Origin of the sequence: Dietzia sp. CH92 (assembly GCF_032248695.1) — a bacterium.
In the GTDB taxonomy this organism is placed as follows: Bacteria; Actinomycetota; Actinomycetes; order Mycobacteriales; family Mycobacteriaceae; genus Dietzia.
On the sequence record NZ_JAVHXC010000002.1, the window covers coordinates 407,647 to 421,134 of the forward strand.

10 protein-coding genes are annotated in these 13,488 nt (G+C 72.3%); 6 read left to right on the forward strand and 4 right to left on the reverse strand.

Annotated features, from left to right (window positions below; translation table 11 throughout):
- Window positions 1–339 precede the first annotated feature (339 nt).
- Together RWK90_RS05305 and RWK90_RS05310 are read left to right on the forward strand one after the other, a co-directional pair.
- Window positions 340–1,275 carry a sulfite exporter TauE/SafE family protein gene (locus tag RWK90_RS05305; RefSeq protein ID WP_314035498.1) on the forward strand — a complete coding sequence of 312 codons (936 nt, stop codon included), beginning with the start codon at window positions 340–342 and terminating at the stop codon, window positions 1,273–1,275.
- A 239-nt stretch (window positions 1,276–1,514) separates the two neighbouring features.
- Complete coding sequence (locus tag RWK90_RS05310) at window positions 1,515–1,997, forward strand: Rrf2 family transcriptional regulator (RefSeq protein WP_314035500.1); 483 nt, start codon at window positions 1,515–1,517, stop codon at window positions 1,995–1,997.
- Window positions 1,998–2,618: 621 nt separating this feature from the next.
- On the opposite strand, the gene RWK90_RS05315 is transcribed toward RWK90_RS05310, so the two are convergent.
- Genes RWK90_RS05315 through cysD form a run of 3 tightly spaced genes read right to left on the reverse strand, consistent with a single transcriptional unit; the run spans window position 2,619 to window position 6,392 of the window.
- Window positions 2,619–3,545: a sulfite exporter TauE/SafE family protein gene (locus tag RWK90_RS05315; protein WP_314035502.1), complete on the reverse strand. Its 927-nt coding sequence runs from the start codon at window positions 3,543–3,545 to the stop codon at window positions 2,619–2,621.
- Window positions 3,546–3,549: 4 nt separating this feature from the next.
- A complete protein-coding gene (gene cysN / locus RWK90_RS05320) occupies window positions 3,550–5,475 on the reverse strand; it encodes a sulfate adenylyltransferase subunit CysN (RefSeq protein WP_314035504.1) in 1,926 nt (641 codons plus the stop codon).
- Complete coding sequence (cysD, locus tag RWK90_RS05325; protein ID WP_314035505.1) at window positions 5,475–6,392, reverse strand: sulfate adenylyltransferase subunit CysD; 918 nt, start codon at window positions 6,390–6,392, stop codon at window positions 5,475–5,477. The genes cysN and cysD overlap by 1 nt, the downstream gene beginning before the upstream one ends.
- Window positions 6,393–6,557: 165 nt before the next feature.
- Between cysD and RWK90_RS05330 the strand changes: the two genes are divergently transcribed.
- The 4 genes from RWK90_RS05330 (at window position 6,558) to RWK90_RS05345 (ending at window position 12,178) form a co-directional block, all read left to right on the forward strand.
- Window positions 6,558–7,496 carry a helix-turn-helix domain-containing protein gene (locus RWK90_RS05330; protein WP_314035507.1) on the forward strand — a complete coding sequence of 313 codons (939 nt, stop codon included), beginning with the start codon at window positions 6,558–6,560 and terminating at the stop codon, window positions 7,494–7,496.
- Window positions 7,497–7,572: 76 nt separating this feature from the next.
- A complete protein-coding gene (locus RWK90_RS05335; protein WP_314035509.1) occupies window positions 7,573–9,270 on the forward strand; it encodes a helix-turn-helix domain-containing protein in 1,698 nt (565 codons plus the stop codon).
- 154 nt (window positions 9,271–9,424) lie between these two features.
- The gene (locus RWK90_RS05340) at window positions 9,425–10,954 is read left to right on the forward strand and encodes an aldehyde dehydrogenase family protein (protein WP_314035511.1); all 1,530 of its coding nucleotides are present in this window, start codon (window positions 9,425–9,427) and stop codon (window positions 10,952–10,954) included.
- 111 nt (window positions 10,955–11,065) lie between these two features.
- Window positions 11,066–12,178, forward strand: coding sequence for an NDMA-dependent alcohol dehydrogenase (locus RWK90_RS05345; RefSeq protein WP_314035513.1), 1,113 nt, complete (start codon window positions 11,066–11,068; stop codon window positions 12,176–12,178).
- Between the two features lie 368 nt (window positions 12,179–12,546).
- Here RWK90_RS05345 and RWK90_RS05350 read toward each other — a convergent pair whose 3' ends face one another.
- On the reverse strand, window positions 12,547–13,446 hold the full coding sequence (locus RWK90_RS05350) for an SDR family oxidoreductase (RefSeq protein WP_314035515.1): 900 nt from the start codon (window positions 13,444–13,446) through the stop codon (window positions 12,547–12,549).
- Between the last annotated feature and the right edge of the window lie 42 nt (window positions 13,447–13,488).

Here is a 13,488-nt window from a genome sequence, read left to right on the forward strand (position 1 = left end):
ACGGGAGCACCCCGCTCCGGGCGCCGCAGCGCCGGCATCCCCACACGGCGCCGTCCCCGGTCTCCTCGACAAAGCACACGCGCTCTCCGACCTCGTTCATTGGTCTCCTCGAGCTTGGCGCCGGCCCCCTAAGCCCGCGCGGTGACGCCTATATTCTCACAAATCTTTTATCGCCGGTAGTGCGGTGCTCACATCGGGGGCGGCGGGCGCCGGGGCCGGGCACGCGGCGGTGTTCGGCGCCCCCGCGATGTCGATAGACAGATCGGTCTAGACATCGTCCGCGTCGTATGTCTACTGTATTACTCGACTTAATCGATCCACTCTTCTCAAGGGGAGCTCGTGAAGACCCTCATCGTGCTCGGCGTCGTCGGCGCCATAGCCCAACTCATCGACGGCTCCCTGGGCATGGCCTACGGCGTGACGTCCACGACCCTGCTGGTCGCGGCGGGCATCGCCCCGGCGGCGGCGTCGGCGTCCGTGCACTTCGCCGAGATCGGCACCACCCTCGCCTCCGGCGTCTCCCACCACAAGCTGGGCAACGTCGACTGGCGGATCGTGCGCGTCCTCGCGATCCCGGGCGCGATCGGTGCGTTCGCCGGCGCCACGATCCTGTCCAACCTCCCGGCGGACGTGGCCAAGCCGGTCGTGGGCGCGATCCTGCTCGCGCTGGGCCTGTACGTCCTCTACCGCTTCCTCGCCCTCGGCGGTCGGCGCCCGGAGTTCAAGGGCCGCGTCCGCACCGGCTTCCTGGTCCCACTCGGCCTCGTCGGCGGGACCCTCGACTCCCTCGGCGGCGGCGGATGGGGCCCGGTCGGCACGACCTCGCTGCTGTCGTCGGGCCGGGTGGAGCCGCGCAAGGTCGTCGGCTCGATCGACACGTCCGAGTTCGTCGTGGCCGTCGGCGGCTCGCTGGGCTTCCTCCTCGGACTCGGCGCCGCCGGGATCAACTGGGGCTACGCCCTGGCACTGCTCATCGGCGGCGTGATCGTGGCGCCGTTCGCCGCGTGGCTGGTCAAGCACCTGCCCGCGCGAGTGCTCGGTACCGCGGCCGGCGGCCTGATCGTCGTGACCAACTCGCGGACCCTGCTCCAGTGGGCCGAGGTGCCGTCGGCGGCCACCACCCCGATCCTCATCGCCCTGGTCGTCGTCTGGATCAGCCTCGTCACGTGGGCCGTGCGCACCGAGAGGAAGATCGGGCGCGACGACGACGAGCTCAGCACCTCCGACGGGCCCGCCCCCTCCGCGAGTGCGGAACCGGCTCCCGCCGGCGCCTGAGACCCGTTCGCGCCGAACGGCTGTCCCGTTCGGCGCCCACCCGCTGCGCGCCGCCTCACCCCACTGCCGCTCGCGCCCGGATCTGGTCGTTCGTCCACATGGACGGGCGACCAGATTCTTTTCCGCTGGCCCGGGCGATGTGGGGATGAGTCGGACGGTCCGGGCGCCCCGCGTCCGGCCCGCGCCGCTGCGGAGCACTCCCCGTCCGGCGCGCCGGCCGCTCTGGGAGACTGTGTCGCATGAGGGTCACGGCCAAATCGGACTATGCGTTGCGCGCGCTCGTCGAGCTCGCGGCGGCCCAGCTCGAGATGCCCGATCGTGACCCGCGTGAGAACCCGGTCAGCGCGGAGGAGTTGGGGCGCCTGCAGGACATCCCGCACGGCTTCCTCCAGGCGATCCTGTCGGATCTGCGTCGCGCCGGGATCGTGGCCAGTCGCCGAGGCAAGACAGGGGGATGGTTCCTCGGCCGCGCCGCTGCCGACATCTCGGTGGCCGACGTCCTGCGTGCGGTCGACGGCCCGCTGGTCAGCGTCTACGACGTCCGGCCCGAGTCGGTGGTCTACAACGAAAGGGCGGCGGTGCTGCAGCATGTGTGGATCGCGTCGCGGGCCGCGCTGCGCCGGGTGATGGACGCGGTGACGATCGCCGACCTGGCAGCCGGGCACCTGCCGGGCGAGGTGCACGAGCTCACGCTCGACAGAGACGCCTGGGAAGCCCGCTGACGCGCTCGCTCGACCCGCGATCGCCTCCGGCCGCCCGTACGCCACGCAGCCGCCCCTGAAGATGGCGTCTCGCCCCCATCCCTGCACGGCCCACCACGCAGCCGCCCCTGAAGATGGCGTCTCGCCTGCCCCGCGGTGAGCGCGAGACGCCATGTTCGGGAGCGGCTGCGTTTGTAGTGAGCGCGAGACGCCATCCCGAGGAGCGGCTGCGTCTGGTGCGAGCCGCGGCGGCGCCTGGTGAGCCGCGGCCTGGCATCCGAGCGGCGGCGTCTGGTGCGAGCCGCGGCGGCGCCTGGTGAGCCGCGGCCTGGCATCCGAGCGGCGGCGTCTGGTGCGAGCCGCGGCGGCGCCTGGTGAGCCGCGGCCTGGCATCCGAGCGGCGGCGTCTGGTGCGAGCCGCGGCGGCGCCTGGTGAGCCGCGGCCTGGCATCCGAGCGGCGGCGTCTGGTGCGAGCCGCGGCGGCGCCTGGTGAGCCGCGGCCTGGCATCCGAGCGGCGGCGTCTGGTGCGAGCCGCGGCGGCGCCTGGTGAGCCGCGGCGTGGCATCCGGGCGGCTGCGTCTGGTGCGGGCGGCGGAGCCCGACGCGAGCGGCGACGTCCGACAGGTGCGGGGAGGGTGACTCAGGCGGGGGTCGACGCCCCGGACCGCTGCTCGACCGGCTCCTCGAGGTGCACCGAGAAGCGGCGCACGAGCACCTTCCACACGAGCGGGCCGCCCACCACGAGCACGAGCGTGATGATCCCGATCAGCAGCGGCGACGCCCCGAGCATCGCCGACGCGGTCACGGCGAGCACGATCGTAATGCCGCGACGGATGAGACCGCCCGGGACGCGGCCGGCGAACTTCGACCCGAAGAACGTGCCGACCGCGCCACCGACGAGCAGCGGGACCAGCAGGTCCCAGTCGACCCCGGTGACCATGACGTGGCCGATCGCGGCCGCGATCACCAGCGGGACCGCCTGGACCAGGTCGGTGCCGACCAGTCGCAGGGCGGCGAGCGTCGGGTAGAGCAGCATGATGCACATCATGATGACGGTGCCCGAGCCGACCGAGGTGATGCCCACCATCAGCCCGCCGACCACGCCGACGAGCAGGGTGAGCACCGGCTTGACCGGCGGGTCGGGATCGTCACCGGTGCGGATGCGTCCGGACATCTCGAAGAACGCGCGCAGGAAGTACGCCGTCGAGGCGACGATCAGGGTCGCGCCGATGGCCTTCTTGAGCACTCCCTGCACGTCGTCCGCCCCGATCGCGTGGACGAGCCACGCCCCGAGATAGGCGGTGGGCACCGAGCCGATGACCAGCCAGAACGCGATCTTGAGATTGGGTTTGCCGTGCCTCCAGTGCACGCCCGCACCCACGACCTTGTTGACCGCGTTGACCACGAGGTCGTTGGCGACCGCCGCCGTGGGCGGGATGCCCACGAGGATGAGCGCCGGCGTCATCAGCGCGCCGCCGCCCATCCCCGTCAGGCCGATCACCACGCCGATGACGGCGCTGACGACCAGCAGGCCGAGCGAGTCGTAGGTCCACAGGGCCTCGGGCACCGGCTCAGATTCCCAGGATCGAGCTGAGGATTCGCTGCGCGACCTCTTCCGCGGTCCCGTCCTCGGGACGCACGTGCAGGTCGGGGGTCAGCGGCGGCTCGTACGGCGCGGAGACGCCGGTGAACTCGGGGATCTCGCCGGCCCGGGCCTTGGCGTACAGACCCTTGGGGTCGCGGGCCTCGCACTCGGCCAGCGGGGTGTCCACGAAGACCTCGGTGAACGGCAGGTCGGCCTTGGCGTGGACCTGGCGCGCCGCGTCGCGGTCGGCGCGCATGGGCGAGATGAGGGAACAGATGACGACGACGCCGGCATCGGCGAACAGCGCCGCAACCTCCGCGGTGCGGCGGATGTTCTCCGCCCGGTCCTCGGCCGAGAACCCGAGGTCGGCGTTGAGGCCGTGGCGCAGGTTGTCCCCATCGAGGATGTACGCCGGATGACCGGACTCGATGAGCAGCCGCTCGACCTCGGAGGCGATGGTCGACTTGCCCGAGCCGGACAGGCCGGTCAGCCACAGGGTGCGGCCCTGCCCGCGGTCGCCGCGCTGGACGGCCCCGGCGTGCCAGACGACGTTGGAGCCGGTGGTGGCGGGCCCGATGATCATGCCCGCGCCCACCGTGTTCCCGGTGATCTCGTCGACGAGGATGAACGCGCCCGTGTCGCGGTTGCGACGGTAGGGGTCGTACATCAGCGGCGTCTGCGTCCGCAGGCCGATGCGCCCGATCTCGTTGAGCTGGAGCTCGGTGGAGTCGGGGTCGCGGTGCAGCGTGTTGACGTCGAGCCGGTACTCCATCCCCGTCACGATCGCCTTGGTCTCGCGCGTCGTGTGCTTGACGATGTAGCGCTTGTTGGTCTCGAGGGTGGTGTCGTCGGCGAACCAGCAGACCATGGCCTCGAGCTCGGTGCCCTGGTGCGGCCGGTTGCCGGGCCGGGCGATCATCTCGCCGCGGACGATGTCGATCTCGTCGTTGAGCGCGATCGTCACCGCGGCGGGGGCCGCGGCCTCGTCCAGCTCGGCTCCGCCCGGGCCCCAGATCGCCTTGACCGTGGACTGCCGACCGGACGGCATGACGACCACGTCGTCGTCGACCTTGATGATCCCACCCGCGACGGTTCCGGCGAAGGACCGGTGATCCAGGCCGTCGGCGCGCTGGGGGCGGATCACGTACTGCACGGGGAACCGGACGTCGGTGAGGTTGCGGTCCGAGGCGATGTGCACGTTCTCGAGGTGGTCGAGCAGCGCCGGGCCCGTGTACCAGGGCATGGCGTCCGACCGCTCCACGACGTTGTCGCCCTTGAGCGCCGAGAGCGGCACGAAGGTGACGTCGTGGACCTCGAGCTTGGCGGCGAAGTCGGTGAACTCGGCGCGGATGGCCTCGAACGTGGCCTCGTCGTAGTCGATGAGATCCATCTTGTTCACGGCCACCACGAGGCGGGGAATGCCCAGGAGGGCGGACAGGAACGCGTGACGGCGGGTCTGCTCGAGCACGCCCTTGCGCGCGTCCACGAGGATGATCGCGACGTCCGCGGTCGAGGCGCCGGTGACCATGTTGCGCGTGTACTGCACGTGGCCCGGGGTGTCCGCGATGATGAACTTGCGCCGCGGGGTCGAGAAGTAGCGGTACGCCACGTCGATCGTGATGCCCTGCTCCCGCTCGGACCGCAATCCGTCGGTGAGCAGCGCCAGGTCGGTGTACTCGTCGCCGCGCTTGGCGGAGGTGGCCTCGATGGAGGCGAGCTGGTCCTCGAAGATGCCCTTCGAGTCGAACAGCAGGCGCCCGATGAGGGTCGACTTGCCGTCGTCGACCGAGCCGGCGGTGGCGATGCGCAGGAGCTGCGCGTGCTCGGCCATGGTGTGCGGGTGCTCGACGGAGCCGTCGGCGGTGGCCGGGGTGGCGTCGCTGGTCGCGGTGTCCGTGGTGGGGGTGCTCATCAGAAGTAGCCCTCCTTCTTGCGGTCTTCCATGCCGGCCTCGGAGATGCGGTCGTCGGCACGGGTGGCGCCGCGCTCGGTGACGCGGGTGCCCGCGACCTCGGCGACGACGGCGGCGTTGTCGGCGGCGTCGGACTCGACGCAGCCGGTGCAGGTGGCGTCGCCGACCGTGCGGAAGCGCACGAGCTCGGTCCGCGCCTCCTCGTGGGGCAGCGTCTCGAGGAACCGGGTCTTGGCCAGGAGCATGCCGTCACGCTCGATGACCTCACGCCGGTGGGCGTAGTAGATCGGCGGCAGGTCGATGTCCTCGCGCTCGATGTACTGCCAGATGTCCAGCTCGGTCCAGTTGGACAGCGGGAACACGCGGATGTGCTCGCCCTTGCGGTGCTTGCCGTTGTAGAGCTTCCACAGCTCCGGGCGCTGCGCGCGGGGGTCCCAGGCGCCGAACGCGTCGCGGAAGGAGAAGACGCGCTCCTTGGCGCGGGCCTTCTCCTCGTCGCGGCGGGCGCCGCCGAAGACGGCGTCGAAGCGGTTCTCCTGGATGCCGCGCAGCAGCGCGGTGGTCTGGAGGCGGTTGCGGCTGGCGCCGACCCCGGTGTCCTCGACCACGCGGCCGGCGTCGATGTCGTCCTGGACGTGCGAGACGAGGAGCTGGACGCCGGTCTCGGCCACGACGCGGTCGCGGTACTCGATCACCTCGTCGAAGTTGTGCCCGGTGTCGACGTGCATGAGCGGGAACGGCATCGGCGCGGGCCAGAAGGCCTTGCGGGCGAGGTGGAACATCACCACCGAGTCCTTGCCGCCGGAGAACAGCATCCCCGGGCGTTCGAACTGCGCGGCTACCTCGCGGAAGATGTGGACGGACTCCGCCTCGAGCGCGTCGAGATGCGAGAGCGTCACCGCCGACCTCGTCGTCATGCGACCTCCAGTGTCGTGGGCTGAACCGGCGGACCGGACAGCTGGGCAGACCGGTCTGTCTACCTCCGGGCGTCTGGACCATCCTGCGCCCGGGAGGGTCGCTTTTCCATCTCGGTGAACCGAATCACCCCCGCCCTGTCGGATAGTCGACATAGGATCACGGCTATGCGACACGAACCGACCCGCCGGGTGCTCTCCGTGGTGCGAGCGCTCGCCACCGACGGACCTCCCCTGCCCCTGGCGGAGATCGCGCGGCTCACCGGGGCGAGTCGGTCCACGCTGCACGCCGTGATCGCGGAGATGGACGCGCAGGGCTGGGCGGAGAAGACGGGCGGCGGGTGGCGGGCCGGCCCGGAGCTGCGCGCGGTGGGCACGGCGCTCGCCGGTGAGGTCGATCTGGTCCGGGCCGCCCGCCAACCGCTCGAGACGCTCGCGGACGCCACCGGGATCGCGGGGGTGGTCTTCGAGGTCCGGGACGGCATGGCCGAGGTCGTCGACTCGGTCGGCGCCGGCATGCGCACCGCGTCGCGCGAGGTCATGCCCGTCGGACACGTGGTCCCCGTGCGCGCCCCCTTCGCCCGCGAGCTGGCCGCGCGCATGCCCCTGACCGAGCAGCGTCGGTGGCTGGCCGGGGCCACGGGACTCACCCCGGCGGCGCGCGACCGCCTCGAGGTGGTGCTGCCGCAGATCGCGCGCCGCGGCTGGTCGATCGAGCGGCTCACCCCCGCCCGCCGCGAGCTGCTGCGGATGGCCGACTCGCTGGAGACCTCGGGCATCGGCGCGCTGGTCCGCGACCGGGTGTCCGAGCTGTTCGTCGAACTGTCGGAGATCGACGTCACCGACGCCGAGCTCGACGCGACCGCGGACCTCTCCGTCGCCTCGATCGCCGCGCCCGTGCTCCGGGCCGACGGGCGGGCCGTGGGATCCGTGGCGGTCGCCCCGGGCCGGCGCATGACGGGCCGCGCCGTCGCCCGCGCCGTGGAGGCCGTCACCGGGTGCGCGGACGCGGTGTCCGCGCGCCTCGCCTCGGGCCCGCCGACGCCGCGCACGGCCGGCCTGCCCGACCACCTGGTGCACCCGGCGCACGCGGCGCGCCACCCCTGACCCGCGACGCGCGGTGGCCCCGGCGGCGCGCCCGTATGGTGTAGATCACATCCCTCGCGCGCTCCCGGAGGTGCCCGTGCCCGACATCATCCGTCCGTCCGCCGCGCCCTCCGGCCCCCTCCCCCCGGCCGCACCCTCCGCGTCGACCGCGGACCCGCTGGGCCTGGCGTGGCGCCGGTCGGAGCTGAGCGGGCTGACGCCGCGGAGCGCACGTCCGGGGGCGCCCGACCCGCGTGCCTCGCGCTCCCACCGCCTGGCCGAGGCGGCGCGCCCGGTGATGGACGGCCTCGACGCGGTCCTGCGGGACACCGGCGCCACCCTCCTGCTGGCCGACCGCGAGGGCCGGGTCATCCGCACCGTCCGCGACCACGCGCGGATCTCCCGCATGCTCCTGCGGCGCGGTGTCGACGACGGCGCGACGCTCACCGAGGAGACGGTCGGCAACAACGGCATCGGCACCGCCCTCGAGACCCGCGCCGGGGTCTTCATCCACGGCGAGCAGCACTTCGCGGAACTGTTGCGCGATTTCGTCTGCTACGGGCACCCGATCATCGACCCGCTCACCCGGAGGCTGGTCGGGGCGGTCAACCTCACCGGCATGAGCGCGGACGCCTCGCACCTGTTCGCCCCGTTCGTCCGCAAGATCGTCGCGGACATCGAAGCCCGCTACGTCGACACCGCCCGCGCCGACGACCGTGAACTCTGGCGCCGGTTCGTCGAACGCACCCGCTCCGGCGACGCGGCGACCTGCGCGTTCGGCGACGAGGTGGTGCTGGCGTCGCACTCGAGCCTCGAGCGGCTCGACTCCACGGACCTCGTGACGCTGCGGCGCCTCGTCGAGCGGGACGAGGTGGGCGACGTCGTGGAACTGTCCGTGGGTCCGGTGGGCGTGCTCGCCAGCCGGGTGGGGCGCCGTGCCCACCTGCTGGACCTGACGTTCCCCGACGCCCCCGGGCCCACGCCCCGCGCCGCGCGGGTGGTCGACGCCGCGGCCCGCGGGCTCGACGCGGGACCGGGCCGGAACGCCCCGGTGGCGACGGTGGTGCGGGGCCACGCCGTGGTGGGACCGTCCGGGTCGGGGAGGTCGACGACGGCGAGGTCGATCGCCGGCCCACGGGCCCGCCATGTCCGACTCGCGGAATCCGATGACGCCACCTCCGCGTGGCGGGAACTCGCACTGCCCGCCCTCCGTGATCTGTCCGGGCCCGTCATCCTGGACGACATCGACCTGTTGGCCGACGCCGATCTGCGGAGGTTGGCGGCGCGCCTGCAGTCCGCCGCGGACCACCTCGTCGTCGTCACCGGACTCGACGACCCGCGCCCCGCGGTGAGGGCGGTCATCGACACGTGCGACCGACGCACCGCCGTCCGGCCCCTGCACGAACGCGGCGCCGAGGGCGGCGAGATCGTGCGCGCCATGGTCGCCGACCTCGCCGCGCGGCGCGGCACGCCACCCCCCACGGTGACGGCGCGGTTCGTCGAGGCGGCCTGCGTGCTCGACCTGCCGAACGGACTGGTGACGCTGCGCTCGGTCCTCGGGGACTGCCTGGACCGGCTCGACCAGCGGGGATCAGGGCGCCTCGACGTGGACGCGCTGCCGTCACGGTCCCGCGCGGCGCGGCCACCCCGGCCCGGCGAGCTGGCCCGCGGGGAGTACGACGCGATCGTCGCGGCCCTCGCCGAGTGCGACGGCGTGCGCTCCCGGGCGGCCCGGCGCCTGGGGATCAGCCGCACCACGCTGTACGCCCGCATGCGGGAGTTCGGGCTGTCCTGACGCCCCCGCCGCATCGACCGTGGCGGCCGTGGCGGTCTTGACGGTCGTGTCCACGCGGCTGTCCAGAATCTGAACACCTCGGGGCCTCCGCCCGACCTCAGGATGGGTTGTGACCGGCCTCACAGATGAGGCGGTCGGATCTTCGGAGGTAGACATGACCGGCACACTCTCCCGCGACACCGACTCCACCGCGCACGTCGACGAGCGCCTGGGGGCCGAGGCCCGCGAGTTCCTCGCCCGCCCCCACCGCCTGCTCATCGGCGGCCAGTGGGTCGACGCCGCCGACGGCCGCACCTTCGCCACCCACGACCCCGCCACCGGCGCCGAGATCACCCGCGTCGCCCACGGTGGGCCCGAGGACGTCGACCGCGCCGTGGCCGCCGCCCGCCGCACGTTCGACGACGGCGCCTGGGCCACCATGAAGCCGCGCGAGCGCGAGCAGATCCTCTGGCGCATCGGCGACCTGCTGGACGCCAAGGCCGAACTGTTCGGGCAGATCGAGGCCCTCGACAACGGCAAGTCCGTCGCGATCGCCACGGCCGTCGACGTGGCCTGGGCCGCCGACGTGTTCCGCTACTACGCCGGCTGGGCCACCAAGATCGAGGGCTCCACCGTCCCCGTTTCCATGCCGTTCGCCGGCGACAAGCAGTTCCACGCCTACACCCAGCGCGTCCCCGTGGGCGTGTGCGGGCAGATCATCCCCTGGAACTTCCCGCTGCTCATGGCCGCCTGGAAGCTCGGCCCCGCCCTGGCCACCGGCAACACCCTCGTCCTCAAGCCGGCCGAGCAGACCCCGCTCACCGCCCTGCTGCTCGGCGAGATCTGCCAGGAGGCCGGCGTGCCCGACGGCGTGGTCAACATCATCACCGGCTTCGGCGACGCCGGCGCCGCGATCTCCGCCCACGACGACGTGGACAAGGTCGCCTTCACCGGCTCCACCGAGGTCGGCAAGCTCATCGTGGACGCCGCCAAGGGCAACCTCAAGAAGGTGTCGCTCGAGCTGGGCGGCAAGAGCGCCAACATCGTCTTCGCCGACTGCGACTGGGACGCCGCCGTCGCCGGCTCCGTCGCCGCGTGGATGTTCAACCACGGCCAGGCGTGCACCGCCGGCACGCGCCTCTACGTGGAGGACTCGATCTACGACGAGTTCACCCAGGCGGTCGCCGACGCCGCCGCGCAGGCCCCCATCGGCCACGGGCTCGACCCCGACACCGTGCTCGGGCCGGTGGTGGACCAGGACCAGTTCGACAAGGTCTCCTACTACCTGCGGGCCGGCATCGAGGACGGCGGCCGGGCGCTGACCGGCGGCGCCCGCCACGGTGACACCGGATACTTCATCCAGCCCACCGTCTTCGTGGACGTCAAGCCCGAGGACCGCGTCGTGCGCGAGGAGATCTTCGGCCCCGTCGTGGCCGCCCTGCGGTTCTCCGACGTCGACGACGCCGTCCGCCAGGCCAACGACTCCGTGTACGGCCTCGCCGCCGGCGTCTGGACCAAGGACCTGTCCAAGGCACACCACGTGGCCAGCCGCCTCCAGGCCGGATCCGTGTGGGTCAACCAGTACAACGGCTTCGACACCGCCATGCCGTTCGGCGGGTTCAAGCAGTCCGGCTGGGGCCGCGAACTCGGCGCCGGCGCCCTGGACCTGTACACCCAGACCCGCTCGGTCAACATCCAGCTCTGACGCGACCGGCCCACCCAGACCGGGACCCGGCGTCCCCGTGACCACTCCGGGGACGCCGGAGTCCCCCCTCTCCACCGCACCCTGCGCCCGCCCCTCGAAAGGACCACCACCGTGAAGACCAAGGCCGCCGTACTGTTCGACACCCACAAGCCGTTCGAGATCATCGAGCTCGACCTGGACGACCCCGGCCCCGGCGAGGTCCTCATCAAGTACACGGCCGCCGGCCTGTGCCACTCGGACCTACACCTGTCCGACGGCTCGCTGCCGCCCCGCTTCCCCATCGTGGGTGGCCACGAGGGCGCCGGCGTCATCGAGGCCGTCGGCGAGGGCGTCACCAAGGTCAAGCCCGGCGACCACGTCGTGTGCTCGTTCATCCCCAACTGCGGCGTGTGCCGCTACTGCTCCACCGGGCGCCAGAACCTGTGCGACATGGGCGCGACCATCCTCGACGGACACATGCCCGACGGCACCTTCCGCTTCCACTCGGGCGGCCAGGACTTCGGCGCCATGTGCATGCTCGGCACCTTCTCCGAACGGTCGGTCATCTCGCAGCACTCGGTGGTCAAGGTCGACGACTGGCTGCCGCTCGACAAGGCCGTGCTCGTGGGCTGCGGCGTGCCGTCCGGCTGGGGCACCTCGGTCTACGCCGGCGGCGTGCGCCAGGGCGACACCGTGGTGATCTACGGCATCGGCGGCCTGGGCATCAACGCCGTGCAGGGTGCGGTCCACTCCGGGGCGCGCCACGTCGTGGTGGTGGACCCCGTCCAGTTCAAGCGGGACGAGGCGCTGAGGTTCGGCGCCACCCACGCCTTCGCGAGCGCGGCCGAGGCCCACGCCGAGGTCGAGAAGCTCACCTGGGGTCAGATGGCCGACCAGGCGCTGATCCTCGTGGGCACCGTTGAGGAGCAGGTCGTCTCCGACGCGTTCGACGTGATCGGCAAGGGCGGCCGGGTGGTCATCACCGGCCTGGGCAACATGACCGACAAGACCGTGCAGGTCAGCGGCACCATGATGGCCCTGTTCGGCAAGACCATCACGGGCACGCTCTTCGGCTCCGCCAACCCGCAGTACGACATCGTCAAGCTCCTGCGCCTGTACGACGAGGGCAAGCTCAAGCTCGACGAGCTCATCACCACCACGTACACGCTCGACCAGGTCAACGACGGCTACCGGGATCTGCAGGACGGGAAGATCATGCGCGGCGTGATCATCCACGACACCTGATCCGGCCGTAGGCCCACAGACCGGAGTCGGCCGGGCCGGGCGGGACGGCGCCCCCGCCCTCCCCCTCCGACCGACTCCTCCCCCCGACGCGCGTCGCCCTCCCCCCTGGGCGGCGCGCGTCGCTCATTTCGGCGACAGCCGCTCCCGCCGATGGCGTCCCGCCCCCGCCCCTGCCCGCCACATCCGCAGCCGCCCCCGCCGATGGCGTCTCGCCCCCGCCCCTGCCCGCCACATCCGCAGCCGCCCCCGCCGATGGCGTCTCGCCCGCACCGCGGTGCGCGCCAGACGCCATCGGCGGGGGCGGCTGTGTTCATGCCCTCGGCGGAGTCCCGGTTCGCCCCGCACGCGCTGCCCTGCAGGGCCCGCCGTCAGGGCGTGGGCGCACCGCCGGTCACCGAGAGGGTGTTGCCGGTCGTGTACGAGGACTCCTCCGAGGCCAGGTAGACGTACGCGCCGGCCATCTCGACCGGCTGGCCGGGGCGGCCGAGAGGGTTCTTCTGACCGAAGTACGGCAGCTTCTCGGGCTTCTGCCCGCCGGTCACCTGCAGCGCCGTCCAGAACGGGCCGGGCGCCACCGCGTTCACGCGGATCCCCCGCGGCGCGAGTTGCTGCGCGAGCGCCTTGGACATGGTGTTCACCGCCGCGCGGGAGGTGGCGTAGTCCACCAGGCCCGGGGACGGGGTGTACGCCTGTACCGACGAGGTGAAGATGACGCTCGCGCCCGGCTGCAGATGACCAAGTGCCTCCTGCATCATCCAGAACGGCGCCGAGATGTTGACGTTCATCGTCTCCGCCCACTGCTCGGAGCTGAGGTCCTCGAGGTTCTCGACGTACGTCTGCCGGGCGGCGTTGAGCACCAGCACGTCGATCCCGCCGAGTCCGGCCACGGCGTCGCGGACGATCCCCCGCGCCACCTGCTCGTCGCCGACATCGCCGGGCAGCAGGACGCAGGTGCGGCCCGCCTCACGGACCAGTCGGGCGACCTCGTCGGCGTCGGACTGCTCGGACGGGAGGTAGCCGATCGCCACGTCGGCGCCTTCGCGGGCGTAGGCGATCGCCACCGCGCGGCCGATCCCCGAGTCGCCGCCGGTGATGAGCGCGCGGCGGCCGGTGAGTCTTCCGTGGCCGACGTAGGAGGTCTCGCCGTGATCGGCGGGCGGCTCCAGCTCGGAGGCCAGCCCCGGTACGGGCTGCGACTGCAGGGGGATGTCGACCTCGTATTTGGTGGTGGGGTCGATGAGCGGCTGGGCGTTCGGATCGGTGGTCACGGCAGGCCTCCTGGGTCGTCGGGATTCCGACCGTACGCGCCC

What these genes read in the sequence shown, in the direction of transcription:
- RWK90_RS05330 (WP_314035507.1), top strand. Translation starts at nt 6,558, where the DNA reads ATGCGACACGAACCGACCCGCCGGGTGCTCTCCGTGGTGCGAGCGCTC.
- cysD (WP_314035505.1), bottom strand. Translation starts at nt 6,392, where the DNA reads ATGACGACGAGGTCGGCGGTGACGCTCTCGCATCTCGACGCGCTCGAG.
- cysN (WP_314035504.1), bottom strand. Translation starts at nt 5,475, where the DNA reads ATGAGCACCCCCACCACGGACACCGCGACCAGCGACGCCACCCCGGCC.
- RWK90_RS05340 (WP_314035511.1), top strand. Translation starts at nt 9,425, where the DNA reads ATGACCGGCACACTCTCCCGCGACACCGACTCCACCGCGCACGTCGAC.
- RWK90_RS05310 (WP_314035500.1), top strand. Translation starts at nt 1,515, where the DNA reads ATGAGGGTCACGGCCAAATCGGACTATGCGTTGCGCGCGCTCGTCGAG.